This window comes from Micromonospora sicca, assembly GCF_003172935.1.
Classification (GTDB): Bacteria; Actinomycetota; Actinomycetes; order Mycobacteriales; family Micromonosporaceae; genus Micromonospora; species Micromonospora sicca.
Map to the genome: position 1 here is coordinate 1 of NZ_QGKS01000236.1, position 18,028 is coordinate 18,028.

The following is an 18,028-nucleotide window of genomic DNA, read 5'->3' on the forward strand; positions in this document are numbered from 1 at the left end:
AGCTGCCACCGCCGCAGGAGCTGCTGCCGCCTCCGCCGCAGGAGCTGCCCCCGCTGAACGAGCTGCCGGAGCCGGAGAGCGCCTGACGCTGGATCTCGGCCTGCTCGGCGAAGCCCGGGTCCATCGTCCAGATGGTGGCGGTGCCGAAGAGCGCGACGGCCAGCGCCGCGTCGGACGGGCCGTAGGTGGCGTACGCGGGCGCCGACGCGGGCGCCAGGTAGGTGTGCCGGCGGCGCAGCTCGCGTACCGCCCGGTCGGCGGCGCGGGTCCGCCAGGGCACCCGGCTGAGCAGCACGAAGGCGACGAAGACCGGGACCAGGGTGAGCATCAGGAAGCCGGCCGGGCGACCGTTCGACAGCCCCACGAAGAGCCGGATTCCGCCGAGCACCAGCAGGGCGGCCAGCAGCATCGGGCCACGCCGGACGGCGGCTCGCCGGGCCGGGGCGAGCGCCAGCCCGCGTTCCTGGAGGCCGTCCCGGAGCTGTTCGAGCGCCCGGACCACCCACTCGTCGCGGCGCAGCTCCCGGGCGTGGACGTGCCTGCCGGCCGCGTTGTAGATCGCCTGGTCCAGCGGGGTGACCCCGGCGGGCATCGAGGCGCCGGTGGTGAGCCGCCGGTCGGGCCGGACGCCCACCACGCCACTGCGCCGCAGCCCGCCGAGCGCCGTCCAGACCGCGAGCTGGTCACCTCCGTTGAGGTACGCGACCTGCTGCGGTCCGAGCTGCCCGTGGTCGCCGGTGGGCGTACCGGCCAGGGCGCGGAAGCGGTGGACCAGGGTGCCGACGAGCACCACGGCCACGGCCAGGAGGTACCAGCGCAGGAATACCGGGCCGGGGATGCCCCAGGTGTCGCCCGGTGCGGCGAGAACGATCATGCTCTGCTCCTGTCGCGCGAGGGGGATCGCGGCCCCATTGTGGAGCAGACCCGCCAGGGGTGATCCGGCCCGCGGGCCGAGTTACCGGACCGAGATCCGGCGCCGTGGGGCGCACCCGGGCGGTCAGCGGCGGCGCACCGCCTCCTCGACCAGGTCGAGCACCGGCCCCAGGTCCCCGGCCGGCCGGCCCATCGCCAGGTGCAGCACCAGCCCGTCGTACGCCAGCTCCAGGAACTGGGCCAGCACGTCGATCGGCACGTCCTCGCGGAGCACCCCGGCCTCCCGCTGGCGGACCAGCCGTTCCCGGGTGGCCTCGGCGATCGCCGCCGACCGTTCCGCCCAGCGCCGGGCGAAGGCCGGGTCGGTGCGCAGCCGCCGGGAGACCTCCAGCTGGCTACCCAGCCAGCCGGTGGTGTCCGGGGAGACCGCCCGGGCGAGCAGGTCCCGCATGACCTGCACGAGGCCGTTGCGGGCCACCGTCTCCACCATCGCGGCGGCGTCGTCCTCGGCGACCGCCAGGAAGAGCGAGTCCTTGTCCCGGAAGTGGTGGAAGATCGCGCCCCGGGACAGCCCGGTGGCCTCCTCCAGGCGGCGCACGGTGGCGCCCTCGTAGCCGTGCCGGGCGAAACACGCCCGCGCGGCACCGAGGATCTCCTGCCGGCGCGCGTCGAGCTGATCCTGACTTACTCTGGGCACGGAACGATCGTGTCAGGTGCCCACGGTCGATGCAAACCGTACGTACGGCTTGGGAGCGGGAAGGGTCGAGCCGGACCACCCGGTCTACGATCGCCCGGTGACCCAGGCCACCCCACTCCCCGAGCACCCGCTGACCGTGGCGGCCGTCCAGGCCGAGCCGGTCCCCGGCGACGTCGCCGGCAACGCCACCACCGCCGCCCGGTTGGTCGGCCGGGCCGCCGACGCCCGGATCGTCGTACTGCCGGAGCTGTTCCTGCCGGCGTACCACCCGCCGACCCTGGCCGCCGACCCGGCCGGCACCGACGTGGCGGCCGGCGCGGACGGTCTGGTCGACGACCCGCGGCTCGACCCGCTGCGAGCCGCCGCCTGGGACGGCGGCGCCACCGTGGTGGTGGGCGCGGCCGTCCGGCACCCCGACGGGCGGCGGACCATCTCCTCGCTGGTCGTCGACGCCGCCGGGGTCGCCCGCTCGGCGTACGACAAGCAGCAGCTCTGGGGCGGCGAGCGGGACCTGTTCGACGCGGGCCGGCGCGGCGCCACCCTGCTGGTCGACGGCTGGCGGCTCGGCCTCGGCATCTGCTACGACGGCTGCTTCCCCGAGCACGGCCGGGCCGCCGCCGCCGACGGCGCGCACGGCTACCTGTGCCCGAGCGGCTACCTGGCCGGCTCGGCGCACCGGCGCGACCTTTACTACGCCGCCCGCGCCCTGGACAACACCATGTACGTGGTCTTCGCCAACGCCGTCGGCGGCGCCGACCCGTGGCGGTTCAACGGCGGCGCGGCGGTGTACGACCCGGAGGGCCGCCCGCTCGCCCGCGGCGCCGACGCCGGGGAGGACGTGTTGGTCGCGACCCTCGACCCCGGGGCGCTGGCGGCCACCCGGGCGGCGCACACCATGCTCGCCGACCGGCCTGCCGACCAGGGGCTCCCCCGAACGGTGCTGGCCGGCTGACCGAAGCCGTGGGGGTGCAGGCCCTGTCGGCGGTGCACCTTGGTCCCGTAGGGTGCGCGAGTGCCGCTGCTCCTGCTGGACCTGGACAACACCCTGCTCGACCGGACCGGGGCGTTCCGTGCCTGGGGAGAGCGCTTCCTGGACAGCGTCGGCGCGCCGGGCACGGACATCGAATGGCTGCTCTCGGTGGACGCCGACGGGCTGACCGACCGGTGGGACGTCGCGGACGCCATCCGGGACCGGTACGGGTTGCGCATCCCCTCCATCGATCTGGTCGACGAGCTGCACGACGGGGTGGTGGCGAACACCCGGCTGGATCCCCTGGTCGCCTGCGCGCTGCGGATAGCCGACGACGCGGGCTGGGTGCCGGTGGTGGTCAGCAACGGCGCGGTGCGGCAGCAGGACGCGATGATCCGGCGGACGGGTCTGGATCGGTACGTGGCCGACTGGGTGATCTCCGAGGAGGCCGGGGTCAGCAAGCCCAGCCCGAGGATCTTCGCGCTGGCCGCCCAGCGCGCCCGGATGCCGCTGCGGGGCGCCTGGGTGGTCGGGGACAGCCCGGAGGCGGACATCGGCGGGGCGGCCGCCGTGGGCCTGCCCAGCGTCTGGCTGCACCGCGGCCGGACCTGGTCGGACAGCCGGTTCGCGCCCACCCGCACGGTGGACGGGCTGATCGCCGCGGTGGCCACCGTGCTCGCCGGCTGAGCCGGCGCGCGTCCCCGCCCGGGCCCGGTTTATTCGGTTGACCCCGCGGCGGCCCGCGGTGAGCATGGGTCCCGCGCGCAGGCGCAGCCGCGCGGTGCCCGGTCGAGGAGAGGAGGTCGGTCATGGCCGTCTTTGCAGGGTCGTTCCACCTGCCTCCATCAGCCTCGATCAAGGGATCACCGAACCCGTGCGTGAACACGACCTCCCGGCGCGCGAGCGCCGTGGCCGCGGCAAGAGCCGCTTCGACGACGACGAACCGCATTTCCTGAAGCACGGCCGGCACGCCGAGCCGGCCCTCACCGAGCCCGACGACGAGCCCGACCCCGAGGACCCCTGGTCCTCCTGGGACGGGGCCGTGCACGGCCCGGAACCGCACCCCGAGTGGCTGGTCACCGAGCTGGCCGCGCGGGACACCGAACTCGGCGTGCTCAAGACCGGCAAGGAGGCGGACGTCCACCTGGTCCGCCGGGCCGTGCCGGAGACCGGCCGGTCCTGCCTGTTGGCGGCGAAACGCTACCGGGACGCCCAGCACCGGCTCTTCCACCGGGACGCCGGCTACCTGGAGGGGCGGCGGGTCCGCCGGTCCCGGGAGAACCGGGCGATGGCCGGGCGGACCGCGTTCGGCCGGCAGATGATCGCCGGGCAATGGGCGGCGGCCGAGTTCACGGCGCTGTCCCGGCTCTGGGAGATCGGCGCGGAGTCCGGGCGGATCGCCGTGCCGTACCCGGTGCAGCTGCTGGGCACCGAGCTGATGCTGGAGTTCGTGGGGGACGCCGACGAGGGGCAGGCCGCGCCGCGGCTGGCCCAGCTCCGGCCCGAACCGGACGAGCTGCGCGACCTGTGGGAGCAACTGGTCGACGCCCTGGTGGTGCTCGCCCGCGCCGGGTACGCGCACGGCGACCTGTCCCCGTACAACCTGCTGGTGCACCGGGGGCGGCTGGTCATGATCGACCTGCCGCAGGTGGTCGACGTGGTGGCCAACCCGCAGGGGCCCGAGTTCCTCGCCCGGGACGTCCGGGTGGTCGGCGCGTGGTTCGCCGCGCGCGGACTGCCCGCCCCGGACACCGACCCGGCCGCGCTGACCGGGCTGCTGCTGCGCGAGGCGGGCATCGGCTGAGCGGACCGGGTCCCGGGCGGGTGACCACCCGCCCGGGACCCGGGTTCACTGGAGGTAGCGCTCCACCTCCGGCACCGGGCGCTCGCCCTGGGCTTCCGGGTCGCCGTGTGCCTGCCGGGCCGCGCGGCGGCGGCGCAGCAGGTCCCAGCACTGGTCGAGGGATTCCTCCAGCGCCCGCAGCCGTTCCCTGGCCTCGTCATCGGTGCCGGCCTCGTGCTCCTGCGCGGCCGAGCGCAGCCGGTGCTCCTCGTCGACCAGTTCGGAGATCCGGTTCAGGATGGTCATGTCGTCCATGCCCCTGAGCCTGGCACAGGCCGCCCGGGCACGCCCACGTTCTGTTCGGCGTCGGCCCCGACGGCCGGAGCAGCGGCACGCAGGGCGGCGCCCGGCGGGGTAGGGTGCCACCCGATGATCTTCGTGCCGCGCCCGTTCCGTCCGGCCGACGCACCGGCCGTCGCCGCGCTGCTGCGGGCCGCCAACCCGCACGTCCTGGTCAGCCCGGAGCTGATCGCCTGGCAGGCCACCGCCAACCCGCCCGCGGAGCGGTACGCCCTGCTGGTCTCCGAGTCGACCGGGGAGGTGGTCGGCGTCGCGCGTACCGGCTTGCTGCACGAGAGCGCCGAGCCGGGCCTGGGCTTCGCCGACGTGACCGTGCACCCGGGGCGGCGCGGCGGCGGCGTCGGGTCCGCCCTGCTCGCCGCGGCCGAGGAGCGGCTCGTCGGACTGGGCGCGCGGACGGCGTACGCCAAGGTGGCCGACGATCCGTCGTCGCTCGGCTTCGCCGAGCGGCGCGGCTACCGGCGCGGTCGGCGGGCCCTGTTCCTCCGCCTGGAGCTGGCCACCGCGGCGCTGCCCGACCTGCCGGTGCCGCCCGGGGTGATCCTGGCCTCGGCGGCCGACCTGGCCGATCCGCGCCCGCTGTACGAGGCGGACCTGGACGCCGCCCGGGACGAGCCCGGCGACGTGGGCATGGACGCGATCAGCTATCCCGACTGGCTGGCCGCCTACTGGGACCGTCCGGACCTGGATCGGGCGCTGACCCGGTTGGCCATGGTGGACGATGCGGTCGCGGCGTTCAGTCTCGCCCTGACCGACGGCCGGCGCGGTTACCAGTCCGGGATGACCGGCACCCGGCCCGCCCACCGCCGGAGCGGCCTGGCCGGGCTGGTCAAGGTCGCCGCGCTGCGCGGGGCCCGACGCACCGGCTTCCGGTACGCGCTCACGACCAACGACGCCGGCAACGACGCGATGCTGGCGCTCAACCACCGGCTCGGCTACCGGACGGTCGGCGGCGAGTGGCGCTACCTGCGGAACCTTTGCGGCTGAGCACTTCCCTCACCGGTCCATTGTCGACAACGGGAATGTTGTTGTGTGAGATATTTTCTTCTCCGTCTTCTGATCCGCGGTTCCGGGTGGCATGCTCGGCGACAACATCACGGGTCATGACGGCGCCGCGACGCTGAGTTGACCCAGGGGGGAGTGCACCACGTGGACGAGTCGCATCCGGAGCCCGGAACGACCGGGCAACTTCGTACCGTTCCCCTTCGTCGGATCGTCCCGGGCCTGCTCCGCGATCCCGCCCGGGCGCTGATCGACGCCGGCAACCAGACCGGGGGAGCGGTCGTCCGCCTCAACCTCGGCTCGTTCCGCCCCTACCTGGTCACCCACCCCCGGCACGTGCAGCACGTTCTGCGCGACCGCGCGGAGAACTACGAACGGGCCGGCGACGGGCTGTTCTGGCGGCCGGTCAAGCGGCTGTTCGGCGAGGGAATCCTCGGCGAGGGCCAGATCTGGTCGGCCAGCCGCAGGATGCTCCAGCCGATGTTCACCGCCAAGCGGGTGGAGGCGTTGATCGACGGGATGGCGGAGGCCATCGGCGACGCCGTCGACGAGCTGGGCGAGCCGTCCCGAGCGGGGCGGACCGTCGACATCGGCGTCGAGCAGGCCCGGATCGTGAGCCGCGCGATCATGCGGGTGCTCTTCGCCGACAAGATCTCCGTGCCGGACGCGATGCGGGTGATCGACGCGCAGGACGTCATCGCCACCGCGGTGATCCCCCGGATCATCGTGCCGTTCGCCCCGCTCTCCCTGCCGATGCCGGGCGACCGTCCGTTCCGCCGCGCGGTGCGGATCGTGGACGACGTGCTGGTGCCCATCGTAAGGGCCACCCGGACGGCGGCCGACGACGGCGACGACATCATCTCCACGCTGTGGCGGGCCCGGACCGAGGACGGCCGGCCGCTCGACGAGCGGCAGGTCCGCAACGACACCGTGGCGATGTTCGCGGCGACCACGGAGACCACCATCAACGTGCTCACCTGGCTCTGGCCCCACCTGGACCAGCACCCCGACGTCGCCGACCGGCTCTATGCCGAGGTCGACCGGGTGGTGGGCGGCGAACCGGTCCGTCGCGAGCACCTGCGCGACCTGACCTACACCAGGATGGTCCTCGACGAGTTGCTGCGGCTGTACCCGATCGGCTGGATCATCCCGCGCCGCGCGGTCGCCGCGGACGTCATCGACGGCGTGCCGATCGAGGCCGGCGCCACCATGGTGGCGAGCCCGTTGATCACCCAGCGGATGGCCCAGTTCTGGGAGCGGCCGGAGGAGTTCGACCCGGAACGGTTCCGGCCGGAGGCGATTCGCACCCGCCACCGGTACGCCCACTTCCCCTTCGGCGGCGGTCCGCACCAGTGCCTCGGGATGTACCTGTTCTACCTCGAGGCGCAGCTCATCATCGCCACCATGTTGAGCCGGTACCGATTCAGGTTGCGCCGCCCGGGCGTGCCCGGCCTGCGGTTGGCCGCGGCGCTCCGGCCGCGCGAACGGGTCGAGCTGACCCTGCTGGGCGCCCGGAACGCCGACTGAGAGGGAACGACCACAGTGGATGCACAGAGCGGCCGGCTCGCTTCGGCCGCGGAACAGGGGCGGATCTGCGCGCTCGCGGCCCGGGGGCAGCGGGACCTGCAGCGCCGGGTCGCCGCCCAGCCCGACCTCTTTCCCGGCGAGCCCTTCGACGCGGCCCTGCTCAGCAGCATCTCGCTGGCCATGGCGTTCAGCGCGCCGTGGTGCACCGCCGAGGAGCTGGGTATCACCGGTCGCGCGGTCCTCTGGGGCTTCGCCGTCGACTGGCAGGTCGACCACCTGGCCACGTCCCGGTCGGAGATCGACCGGATCACGAAGGCGTGCCTGACCGTGGCCGACGGCGCCGCGGCCGAGGACCCGCTGGGTCGCTTCCTCGCCGAACTGCGCGACGACCTCGCCGCCACCCCGGGCTTCGCCGGGCTGCGCGGGCTGTGGCGGGAGGAGATCGACCGCACCCTGACCGCCATGGGCCGCGAGTGGGACTGGAAGACCGCGGTGAAGGACGGGACGGGTCCACCCACCCTGACCGAGTACCTGGACAACGCCGACAATCTGGCGGCCACGGTGGTCAACGTCGCCCACTGGATCCACACCGGAACCCCCGAGACACACCGCCGGCTGCCCCGACTCGTGACCGTGAGCGACGAGGTGCAACGGGCCCTGCGGTTGGTCAACGACCTGGCCACCTATCAGCGCGACCTCGAATGGGGGGACCTCAACGCGATCATGCTGGTGGACGACCGTACGGAGATCGAACGGCGGACGGCGGCGCAGATCGACCACTGTCGGCACCTGCTGGCCGAGCTGGCGGCCGACTGCCCCCGGGAGGCCGACTACCTCACCCGGCAGCTCGGCTTCACCAGCGGCTTCTACCGCCTCACCGACTTCTGGGGAACCCGGTGAGCGTCGTCGCCGACCGCCGGGCGGCCGCCCACCCGGGCGGTGGCGGAGCGCCGCCCGGCGACGGGCACTCCGGTCGGGTCCGGGACCTGATCGCGGCGATGGCGCGCAACCCGTCCGGGGAGACTTCCGCCTCGGTCTACGAGACCGCCCGCCTGGTCGCCCTCGCGCCCTGGCTGCCCGGCCACGACGTGCGGATCGACTGGCTGCTCGACCGGCAGCGGGCCGACGGTGGCTGGGGCGGCCCGGACGGCTACGCCCTGGTGCCGAGCCTGAGCGCCACCGAGGCGCTGTTGACGGTGCTCCGGCGCTGCGACCACGGGCCGGGGCCGGCCACGGCACTGGTCCGCGCCGCGGACCGGGGCCTGCGCTTCGTGGCCGGTCACCTCGGCGACCCGGCCGCGCCGGCACTGCCCGACCTGCCGGCCACCGATCTGATCGTGCCGGCGCTGGTCGAGTCGATCGACGGGCAGCTGAGCCGCCCGGAGGGTCCTCCGACCGGTCTCCAGGGGTGGCGGGACCGGCCCCGGCTGCCCCTCCCGGCCGGCCTGGACTCCGGCCGCCTGGACCGGGTACGCGGCCTGCTGGGCGCCGGCCGAGCGGTCCCCGAGAAGCTGGCGCACGCCCTCGAGGTGGGTGGCGACCGGGCCTGTCGGGCGGCCGGCGTCTCGCCGGTGGGCCCGGGTACGATCGGCGCCTCACCGGCGGCGACCGCCGCCTGGATCGGGCGCCGGCCCGACGACCCCGGCGGACCCGCCCCGGCGTACCTGCGGGACGTCGGCCGGGGTGGGCCGGTGCCCTGCGCCACCCCGATCGCCGTCTTCGAACGCGCGTGGGTGCTCGCCATCCTCGCCCGGGCGGGGGTGCCGGCGACAGTGCCGGCCGCGCTGGTCGCCGAGCTGCGGGCCGCCGTCGGCCCGGCTGGCGCCGCCACCGGGCCCGGCCTGCCGGCCGACGCCGACACCACCTCGGTGACCCTGTACGCCCTGGCCCGGTTGGGCCTGCCGGTCGACCCGTCCAGCCTCTGGTCCTACGACACCGGCGCCCACTTCTGCACCTGGCCCGGGGAGGACGGGGCCTCGGTCACCACCAACGCCCACGTCCTCGACGCCCTCGGGCACCACCTCACGCACGGCGGGACGGCCGTCCAGCCCCGCGCGGCGGGCGCGGCGGACCGGGTCGCCGCCTGGCTGGTCGCCGGACAGCAGGCCGACGGGCGGTGGTGCGACCGGTGGCACGCCTCGCCCTACTACGCCACGTACTGTGCCGTGCTCGCCCTGAGTGACCACGCCGGGAGCGCCGGGGCGCGAACCGCCGTCGGGCGGGCCACCGACTGGCTGCTGGACACCCAGCGGCCGGACGGCTCCTGGGGACGGTGGGCCGGCACCGCGGAGGAGACCGCGTACGCCCTGCTGGCCCTGCTGGCCACCGACCGCTCGTCCGAGGCGGCGGTCGCCGCCGGCCGCCACCGATTGTCCGAACTGGACGGCCGGGACGGCGAGCCGGCGTTGTGGCACGACAAGGACCTGTACCGACCGACGTTGATCGTGCGCGCGGCGGTGCTCGCGGCGCTGTGGACCGGCGACGCAACAGGCGACGCGGCACCCCTCGGTACCCTGCCATGATCAGCATCGCTTGAGTCAGCTTCTGGACACTGCTAGCGTGCGCCGGGGTCGATCGGATCGTCGACGACTCATCTCGGGCACGTGATTCGAATACCCGGCCAGGACGGTGTGATGGGTTCCCGCAGTACGAATCTCCGTACCAAAGTCATCGCCCTGCTCGTGTCGCTGATCGCCCTGTGGGCCTTCGCGGCGTGGGTGACCGTACGGGACGGCTTCAATCTGCTCGGCGTCCAGACGCTCAACGCGCGGGTCTTCGAGCCGAGCGATCCGCTGCTGCTCCAGCTGCAGAACGAGCGGCGGCTTTCGCTGTCGTACCTGGGCCAGCCCGACCCGGACCAGCTCAAGGAGCTGGGCGCGCAGCGGCAGCGGACCGACGAGACGGCCACCGCGCTGTGGCGGTCCACCCAGGACTGGCGGACCGAGCTGCCGGCGAGCGAGCAGCTCGAACAGCGGATCGCCGCGCTCCGGACGGAGGTCGAGCAGCTCGGCGACATCCGGGCCGAGGTGGGGCGGCGGACCATCGACCGGACCGCGACGCTGGCCGCGTACAACGAGGCGATCGACGCGATCTTCGGGGTCTTCGACGCGCTCAGCGGTCTGGACGACGACCAGATCGCCCGGGACACCGCCGCGCTGATCGACCTCAACCGGGCCCGGGAGCTGCTGTCGCAGGAGGACGCGCTGCTGACGGGCGTCCTGGCGGCCAACCGGATGACCGTGGCCGAGCAGACCACCTTCGCCCGGCTGGTCGGTGCGCAGCGCTACCTCGCCGGACGCACCGGGAACGACCTGTCCTCGACAGACCGGGACCGCTACCAGACGATGATCGACGGCGTCGCGTTCCGGCAGCTGCGCGGCCTGGAGGACCGGGTGCTGGCGGCCAAGGGCAGCGAGATCAGGCCACCCGTGTCGGCGCCCGCGTGGCAGGTCGCCGCCCCGCAGGCGATGGAGGACCTGCGCAAGGTCATTCTCGCCGGCGGTGAGGACATCGTGTCCCGGGCGACCCCGGTCGCCGTCATGGTGATCGTGCGGCTGGTGCTGGCGGCCGGCCTCGGCCTGCTCGCCGTCATCGCGTCCATCGTGGTGTCGATCACCACCGCCCGATCGCTGGTCCGGCAGCTCGAACGGCTGCGTGAGGCCGCGTTCCGGCTGGCCAACGAGCGGCTGCCCGGCGTGGTGGAGCGGCTGGGCCGGGGCGAGGAGGTCGACGTCGCCCGGGAGGCGCCGCCGCTGGAGTTCGGCGACGACGAGATCGGTCAGGTGGGCAAGGCCTTCAACGCGGTGCAGGAGACCGCGATCCGGACCGCCGTCGAGCAGGCCGAGCTGCGCCGCAGCGTCCGCGAGGTGTTCCTCAGCCTGGCCCGGCGCACCCAGGCCCTGGTGCACCGCCAGCTCACCCTGCTCGACGCGATGGAGCGCCGCGAGCACGACGCCGAGGAGCTGGAGGACCTGTTCCGGGTCGACCACCTGGCCACCCGGATGCGGCGCAACGCCGAGAACCTGATCGTGCTCTCCGGCTCCACCCCCGGCCGGTCCTGGCGCCGCAACGTGCCGATGGTCGACGTGGTCCGCGGCGCGGTGGCCGAGGTCGAGGACTACACCCGGGTGAACGTGCTGCCGTTGGGCCCGGTGTCGCTCGCCGGCCGGGCCGTCGGTGACGTCATCCACCTGCTGGCCGAGTTGATCGAGAACGGACTGTCGTTCTCGCCCCCGCACACCACAGTCGAGGTGCGCGGCCAGGTGGTGGCCAACGGGTTCGCCATCGAGATCGAGGACCGCGGCCTCGGCATGACCGACGAGGACCTCGCCGCCGCCAACCACCGGATCGTCGACCGGTCCGAACTGAACCTCGCCAACGCCGCCCGGCTCGGCCTCTACGTGGTCAGCCGGCTCACCGAGCGGCACGGCGTGCGGGTGCAGCTCAAGGAGTCCGCGTACGGCGGGACCACGGCGGTGGTGCTGATCCCGCTCGACCTGGTCACCGACGACGGCCCCGACCCGGTCACCTCGGGCGGGTTCCGGGCAGGCTCGGGGACCGGCGGGCCGGTCGCGGTCGGCGCCGGGACGGGACGGTCCGAGCCGACCGGCGAGCAGCCGGCCAGCCCGGTGGCGCTGGTGGAGCCGCCCCGGCCGAGCACGCCGGAGGACGGGCGTCCGGATGACGCCGCGGACGACGTGCCGGCCGAGACGGACCCGGTACCCGGTCGCGTCGCGGCCGGGCCGGACGAGCCCGCGGTCCCGGAGACGGGGCTGCCGACGCGTGCCCGGCGGCGGACCGGCCTGCCGGGGCTGGACGGTCCGACCTACCCGACCGGGCTGCCGGTGACGACCGCGCGGCCCACCGGGGACGCCGCCGCACCGGTGGCGGCCGATCCCGCACCGGTCGCCACGGCCGGCCCCGAGTCGGCCCGGACGGACTCCGGGCTGCCGGTGCGGGTACGGCAGGCGAGCATCGTGCCGGAGCTGCGTGACGAACCGTCCGCTTCGGACGCTGACTCGGACGACGACACGGTACGCCCGCCGGAGCAGGTGCGCCGGATGATGAGCTCCTACCAGAGCGGCACCCGACGCGGCCGGACGGACGCGGCGCGGCTGCTCGGCGGTGCGACGCGCGGGTCCGAGAGCGCGCCGGACACCGCGGACGAACAGGCGACCTGAGGACGACGTCGGTCCGGCCCGATACGGCCGGTACGGCGGAGCGAGCACGGCGACACCAGCCGGGGGAGAAGAGGACGACGAGTGGCGCAGAAGACGGCTTCGAGCGCGGACCTGACGTGGTTGCTGGATGATCTGGTCGGCCGGGTGAAGCAGGCGGAACACGCCGTGGCGCTCTCCACCGACGGCCTGCTGATGGCCTCCTCACAAGGCCTGAGTCGGGACGACGGCGAGCATCTGGCGGCGATGGCGGCCGGCATCCAGAGCCTGGCCCGGGGTGCGGGCAAGCGGTTCGGCGGTGGCCAGGTGCAGCAGACCATCATCGAGATGCAGTCGTCGTTCCTGTTCGTCACGGCGGCCGGCCGCAACGCCTGCCTGGCGGTGCTGGCCTCCGAGGACGCCGACGTGGGCCTGATCGCGTACGAGATGGCGATGCTGGTCACCCGGGTCGGGAGATTCGTCGCCTCGCCGACCCGAGGGCCCGAGCAGCCGACCGGAGAGACCCCGGCGCGATGACCGTCCAGGGGGACTCCGCGGAGCAGGAGTGGGTGGACGACCACGCGGGCCCGGTGGTGCGCCCGTACGCGGTCACCCGGGGCCGGGCCCGCCCGGTCACCGGCACGTTCGACCTGATCTCCCTGGTGATGGCGACCCGGGCCGACGTGGCGTCGGAGTCGGGGCTGGGCCCCGAGCACGTGGCCATCGTCGGCCTCTGCCAGCGGATGCAGTCCGTGGCGGAGATCGCCGCCCACCTCGACCTGCCGGTGGGCACCGTCCGAGTCCTCCTCGGCGACCTGGTGGCCCGCAACCTGGTGCAGGTCCGTGAGCCGCGCGCCACCACCGCCGGCCTTCCCGACGACAGCGTTTTCGAGGCGGTTATCAATGGACTTCGGGCCCTCTGAGCGGCCGGCGGGAGTGGCCCCGCTGCCCACCGCGATCAAGATCCTGATCGCCGGTGGTTTCGGCGTGGGCAAGACCACCATGGTCGGCGCGGTCAGCGAGACCCGTCCGCTGCGGACGGAGGAGGTGCTGACCGAGACGGGGGTGGGGATCGACGACCTCTCCGGCGTGGAGGAGAAGGGCACCACCACGGTCGCGATGGACTTCGGTCGGATCACCATCAGCGACGACCTGGTGCTCTACGTCTTCGGCACCCCCGGCCAGGACCGGTTCTGGTTCGTCTGGGACGAGTTGGCGCTGGGCGCCATCGGGGCGGTGGTGCTCGCCGACACCCGCCGGCTGGCCGACTGCTTCCCGTCGATCGACTACTTCGAGGGCCGGGGCACGCCCTTCGTGGTGGCGGTGAACTGCTTCGAGGGCGCCCGGCAGCACCGGCTGGACGAGGTGCAGGCGGCGCTCAACCTCGACCCCGGGGTGCCGGTGGTGCTCTGCGACGCCCGGCAGCGGGAGTCGAGCAAGGAGGTGCTCATCACGCTGCTGGAGCACGCCATGAAGACCCGCGAGGCCCGCCGCCGGGCCGTCGACTGACCCTCCGGACGCCGAAGGGCCCCTCCCCGCGGTCGCGGGAAGGGGCCCTCTTCGCTGGTACGTCAGCTGGCGATCATGCGACGCAGCACGTACTGCAGGATGCCGCCGTGCCGGTAGTAGTCCGCCTCACCGGGGGTGTCGATCCGGACCACGGCGTCGAACTCCACGCCGGTGTCGGTGGTGACCTTCACCGTGCGCGGGGTGTCGCCGTCGTTCAGCGCGGTCACCCCGGCGATGGAGAAGGTCTCCGTGCCGGTCAGGCCGAGCGACTCCGCGGTGGTGTCCACCGGGAACTGCAGCGGCAGGACGCCCATGCCGATCAGGTTCGAGCGGTGGATCCGCTCGTACGACTCGGCGATGACCGCCCGGACGCCGAGCAGCATCGTGCCCTTGGCCGCCCAGTCGCGCGACGAGCCGGAGCCGTACTCCTTGCCGGCCAGGATGACCAGCGGGACGCCCGCCTCCTGGTACGCCATGGAGGCGTCGTAGATCGACGTCTGCTCGCCGGTCAGGTGGTTGACGGTGAAGCCGCCCTCCACCCCCGGGACGAGCTGGTTGCGCAGCCGGATGTTGGCGAAGGTGCCCCGGATCATCACCTCGTGGTTGCCCCGCCGGGAGCCGTACGAGTTGAACTCGTGGCGCGGCACGCCGTGCTCGGCGAGGTACTTCCCGGCCGGGGAGTCGGCCTTGATCGAGCCGGCCGGGGAGATGTGGTCGGTGGTCACCGAGTCGCCGAGCTTGGCCAGCACCCGCGCTGGACCGATATCGGAAACAGGCGCCGGCAGGCGCCCCATGCCCTCGAAGTACGGGGGCTTGCGGACGTAGGTGCTGTCGCCCGCCCAGGCGAAGGTGTCGCCGGTCGGGGTCGGCAGCGACTGCCAGCGCTCGTCACCGGCGAAGACGTCGGCGTACGCGGCGCTGAACCCGGTGGCGCCGATCGCCTGGGCGATGACGTCCTGGATCTCGGCGCTGTTCGGCCAGATGTCGCGCAGGAAGACCGGGTCGCCCTGGCTGTCCTCGCCGAGCGGCTCGTTGGCCAGGTCGATGTCCATCGTGCCGGCCAGCGCGTACGCGACCACCAGCGGCGGGGACGCCAGGTAGTTCATCTTGACGTCCGGGTTGATCCGGCCCTCGAAGTTCCGGTTGCCGGAGAGCACGGAGACGACGGCGAGGTCGCCCTCGTTGACCGCGGCGGAGACCTCCTCCGGCAGCGGGCCGGAGTTGCCGATGCAGGTGGTGCAGCCGTAGCCGACCAGGTTGAAGCCGAGCTTGTCCAGGTACGGCGTGAGGCCGGCGCGCTCGTAGTAGTCCATGACGACCTTGGAGCCGGGCGCCAGGGTGGTCTTCACCCACGGCTTGCGGGTCAGGCCCTTGTCGACCGCGTTGCGGGCGAGCAGCGCGGCGCCGATCATCACCTGCGGGTTGGAGGTGTTGGTGCAGGAGGTGATCGCGGCGATCACCACGGCGCCGTGGTCCAGCTCGTACTCGACGCCGTCGGCGCTGGTCACCCGGATCGGGTTGGTGGCGCGCCCGCCGGCGCCGGCCGCGGCGGTCTCCAGGTCGCGCGGCTCGTCGGCCGGGTCGCTGAACTCGTTGGCCGGCGGATCGCTGGCCGGGAAGGACTCGGCGCTGGCCTCGTCGGCCGGGCCGTTGGCGCCGCGCGGCAGCTGCTCGCGGGCGACGCCCGGTTTGAGGTCGCGCTCACCGGCGGAGTCGTCCGCCACGTAGTCGGTCAGCGCGCCGCGGAACAGCGTCTTGGCGCTGCCCAGCGGCACCCGGTCCTGGGGGCGCTTCGGGCCGGCCAGGGACGGTTCGATGGTGCCGAGGTCCAGCTCCAGGCGCTCCGAGTACTCCGGCTCGCGGTTCGGGTCGTGCCAGAGGCCCTGCTCCTTGGCGTACGCCTCGACGAGCGCGACCTGCTGCGGGTCGCGGCCGGTCAGCTGCAGGTAGCGGATGGTCTCGGCGTCGATCGGGAAGATCGCGACGGTGGAGCCGTACTCCGGGGACATGTTGCCGATGGTGGCCCGGTTGGCCAGCGGCACGGCGCTCACGCCGGGGCCGTAGAACTCGACGAACTTGCCGACCACGCCGTGCTTGCGCAGCATCTCGGTGATGGTGAGCACCAGGTCGGTGGCGGTGGTGCCGGCCGGCATCTCGCCGGAGAGCTTGAAGCCGACGACCCGCGGGATCAGCATGCTGACCGGCTGGCCGAGCATCGCGGCCTCGGCCTCGATGCCGCCGACGCCCCAGCCCAGCACGCCCAGGCCGTTGACCATGGTGGTGTGCGAGTCGGTGCCGACCACGGTGTCCGGGTACGCCTGACCGTTGCGCTCCATGATCGTACGGGCCAGGTACTCGATGTTGACCTGGTGCACGATGCCGGTGCCGGGCGGGACGACCTTGAACTCGTTGAACGCGGTCTGGCCCCAGCGCAGGAACTGGTAGCGCTCCTTGTTGCGCTCGTACTCCAGGTCGACGTTGCGCTGGAAGGCGTCCTCGCGGCCGAACAGGTCGGCGATGACGGAGTGGTCGATGACCAGCTCGGCCGGGGCGAGCGGGTTCACCTTGGTGGCGTCGCCGCCCAGGTCCCGGACGGCTTCGCGCATGGTGGCCAGGTCGACCACGCAGGGCACGCCGGTGAAGTCCTGCATGAGCACCCGCGCCGGGGTGAACTGGATCTCCACGCTCGGGGCGGCGGTGGGGTCCCAGCCGCCGAGCTCGCGGATGTGGTCGGCGGTGATGTTCGCGCCGTCCTCGGTCCGCAGCAGGTTCTCCAGGAGGATCTTCAAGCTGTAGGGCAGCCGGTCGTGGCCCTCCACCTTGTCGACCTTGAAAATCTCGTAGCTCGCGTCTCCGACGCGTAGCTGGGTCTTCGCACCGAAGGTGTCGAGGCTCGCCACGTCGTACTCCTTCACACCAGCGACCGTGAGTAGTCCTGAGCAGTCTGTCGCACCGGCCGGGGGGACGCCCGGGTTAGGTGACACTTACCGCCGATTCTCGCTTCCAATAAAACCGTACGTCCGTCTTGCTATTGATGCAACCTCGTGCCACGGTTCGGGACGAGGACGTGCCACCATGATCCATCACGTCCTGCTCGCCTGCCCACCCGGCTCCGAGGCCGCGTCCCGGGCGTTCTACGCCGTCTCCACACCCACGACCCGCACGGCAACCGCCTCGAGTTCCTCGCCCCGATCGCCGGCTGACGCCCGCCCAGCCTCGCGGACGGCCAGGGGGAGGGCTCCTCGGGCCGTCTGTCGACGGGCGCCGGCCCCGACGGGCGGTCCGTCCTTGAGCGGGCGGCTCGGACGCCGCGGCGCGGGTAGGGTTCGGGGTCGGACCGGAAGGGGTGGCGGGTGGTCGACGTACAGCACTGGCTCTCGGCGCTGCCGCCGGGCCTGGTCTACCTGATCGTCGCCGGGGTGATCGGCGTGGAGAGCATGGGCGTGCCGCTGCCCGGCGAGATCGTCCTGGTCAGCTCCGCCCTGCTCGCCGCGGCGGGCGTGGTCGAGCCGGAGTGGGTCGCCACCGCCGCGGCTGCCGGCGCCATCGTCGGCGACTCGGTCGGGTACGCGGTGGGCCGCCGGGGTGGGCGTCCGCTGCTGGCCCGGCTCGGCCGGCGCTTCCCCCGACATCTCGGCCCCGCGCAGATCGCCCGCGCCGAACAGAGCTTCGCCCGGCACGGTGTCTGGGCGGTCTTCTTCGGCCGCTTCGTGGCGCTGCTGCGGATCCTCGCCGGCCCGCTGGCCGGCGCGCTGCACGTGCCGTACCGCCGGTTCCTGGTGGCGAACGCGGCCGGCGGCCTGGTCTGGGCCTTCGGCACCACCTACCTGCTCTTCAGCGTGGGCCGGGCGGCCGAGCACTGGCTCAAGGACATCTCCTGGGCCGGTCTCGTCGTCGCGATCCTCGCCGGGCTGGCCAGCACCTGGTGGCTGCGCCGCCGGGCCCATCGGCTCGGCCCGGCGGAGGCGGCCGACGAGGCCGAGCCGGTCCGCGCCGGCAGCGACCGCTGACCCGGCGCTCGGATACGACGAAAGGGCCGGCCCCCGGGTGGGGGTCGGCCCTTTCGGGTTGGTGCTGGTTGGGTCAGGAGGCGGTGTAGCCGCGGGTGGCGATCCAGTCGGCGAGGTTGTCCACGCTCATCCGGTAGGAGG

The 18,028-nt window shown here is 73.6% G+C and carries 16 protein-coding genes; 12 read left to right on the plus strand and 4 right to left on the minus strand.

Features of this window, described 5'->3' with window-relative positions:
• Together DKT69_RS16765 and DKT69_RS16770 are read right to left on the minus strand one after the other, a co-directional pair.
• The coding region (locus DKT69_RS16765) for a TIGR04222 domain-containing membrane protein (RefSeq protein WP_109802475.1) at nucleotides 1–874 on the minus strand (874 nt) is incomplete at its 3' end.
• A gap of 123 nt (nucleotides 875–997) precedes the next feature.
• Entirely contained in the window at nucleotides 998–1,570 is a 573-nt protein-coding gene (locus DKT69_RS16770) for a TetR/AcrR family transcriptional regulator (protein ID WP_088975104.1), read from the minus strand.
• A gap of 97 nt (nucleotides 1,571–1,667) precedes the next feature.
• Here DKT69_RS16770 and DKT69_RS16775 point away from each other — a divergent pair, with 97 nt between their 5' ends.
• The 3 genes from DKT69_RS16775 to DKT69_RS16785 all read left to right on the plus strand — a co-directional run bounded on the left by DKT69_RS16775 (nucleotide 1,668) and on the right by DKT69_RS16785 (nucleotide 4,344).
• Nucleotides 1,668–2,522, plus strand: coding sequence for a carbon-nitrogen hydrolase family protein (locus DKT69_RS16775; RefSeq protein ID WP_109802476.1), 855 nt, complete (start codon nucleotides 1,668–1,670; stop codon nucleotides 2,520–2,522).
• Nucleotides 2,523–2,582: 60 nt separating this feature from the next.
• Nucleotides 2,583–3,227 carry an HAD family hydrolase gene (locus tag DKT69_RS16780; RefSeq protein ID WP_109802477.1) on the plus strand — a complete coding sequence of 215 codons (645 nt, stop codon included), beginning with the start codon at nucleotides 2,583–2,585 and terminating at the stop codon, nucleotides 3,225–3,227.
• Between the two features lie 187 nt (nucleotides 3,228–3,414).
• Nucleotides 3,415–4,344: a serine protein kinase RIO gene (locus tag DKT69_RS16785; RefSeq protein WP_109802478.1), complete on the plus strand. Its 930-nt coding sequence runs from the start codon at nucleotides 3,415–3,417 to the stop codon at nucleotides 4,342–4,344.
• 45 nt (nucleotides 4,345–4,389) lie between these two features.
• On the opposite strand, the gene DKT69_RS16790 is transcribed toward DKT69_RS16785, so the two are convergent.
• On the minus strand, nucleotides 4,390–4,638 hold the full coding sequence (locus tag DKT69_RS16790; protein ID WP_109802479.1) for a DUF2630 family protein: 249 nt from the start codon (nucleotides 4,636–4,638) through the stop codon (nucleotides 4,390–4,392).
• Between the two features lie 114 nt (nucleotides 4,639–4,752).
• On the opposite strand from DKT69_RS16790, the gene DKT69_RS16795 reads away from it, so the two are divergent.
• The 8 genes from DKT69_RS16795 to DKT69_RS16825 all read left to right on the plus strand — a co-directional run bounded on the left by DKT69_RS16795 (nucleotide 4,753) and on the right by DKT69_RS16825 (nucleotide 13,877).
• A complete protein-coding gene (locus tag DKT69_RS16795; RefSeq protein WP_109802480.1) occupies nucleotides 4,753–5,670 on the plus strand; it encodes a GNAT family N-acetyltransferase in 918 nt (305 codons plus the stop codon).
• 162 nt (nucleotides 5,671–5,832) lie between these two features.
• A complete protein-coding gene (locus DKT69_RS16800) occupies nucleotides 5,833–7,212 on the plus strand; it encodes a cytochrome P450 (protein WP_109802488.1) in 1,380 nt (459 codons plus the stop codon).
• Nucleotides 7,213–7,227: 15 nt separating this feature from the next.
• On the plus strand, nucleotides 7,228–8,112 hold the full coding sequence (locus DKT69_RS39875; protein WP_236647970.1) for a terpene synthase family protein: 885 nt from the start codon (nucleotides 7,228–7,230) through the stop codon (nucleotides 8,110–8,112).
• Complete coding sequence (locus tag DKT69_RS16805) at nucleotides 8,109–9,734, plus strand: prenyltransferase/squalene oxidase repeat-containing protein (RefSeq protein WP_236647971.1); 1,626 nt, start codon at nucleotides 8,109–8,111, stop codon at nucleotides 9,732–9,734. Before DKT69_RS39875 ends, DKT69_RS16805 begins: the two co-directional genes overlap by 4 nt.
• A 111-nt stretch (nucleotides 9,735–9,845) precedes the next feature.
• Nucleotides 9,846–12,392, plus strand: coding sequence for a nitrate- and nitrite sensing domain-containing protein (locus DKT69_RS16810; RefSeq protein WP_109802482.1), 2,547 nt, complete (start codon nucleotides 9,846–9,848; stop codon nucleotides 12,390–12,392).
• 81 nt (nucleotides 12,393–12,473) lie between these two features.
• A complete protein-coding gene (locus DKT69_RS16815) occupies nucleotides 12,474–12,905 on the plus strand; it encodes a roadblock/LC7 domain-containing protein (RefSeq protein ID WP_109802483.1) in 432 nt (143 codons plus the stop codon).
• Entirely contained in the window at nucleotides 12,902–13,291 is a 390-nt protein-coding gene (locus tag DKT69_RS16820; RefSeq protein WP_109802484.1) for a DUF742 domain-containing protein, read from the plus strand. The genes DKT69_RS16815 and DKT69_RS16820 overlap by 4 nt, the downstream gene beginning before the upstream one ends.
• The gene (locus tag DKT69_RS16825; RefSeq protein WP_109802485.1) at nucleotides 13,272–13,877 is read left to right on the plus strand and encodes a GTP-binding protein; all 606 of its coding nucleotides are present in this window, start codon (nucleotides 13,272–13,274) and stop codon (nucleotides 13,875–13,877) included. The genes DKT69_RS16820 and DKT69_RS16825 overlap by 20 nt, the downstream gene beginning before the upstream one ends.
• A 62-nt stretch (nucleotides 13,878–13,939) precedes the next feature.
• On the opposite strand, the gene DKT69_RS16830 is transcribed toward DKT69_RS16825, so the two are convergent.
• Nucleotides 13,940–16,792 carry an aconitate hydratase gene (locus DKT69_RS16830; RefSeq protein ID WP_109802486.1) on the minus strand — a complete coding sequence of 951 codons (2,853 nt, stop codon included), beginning with the start codon at nucleotides 16,790–16,792 and terminating at the stop codon, nucleotides 13,940–13,942.
• A 438-nt stretch (nucleotides 16,793–17,230) separates the two neighbouring features.
• Between DKT69_RS16830 and DKT69_RS16835 the strand changes: the two genes are divergently transcribed.
• Complete coding sequence (locus tag DKT69_RS16835) at nucleotides 17,231–17,887, plus strand: DedA family protein (protein WP_109802487.1); 657 nt, start codon at nucleotides 17,231–17,233, stop codon at nucleotides 17,885–17,887.
• Nucleotides 17,888–18,028 lie beyond the last annotated feature (141 nt).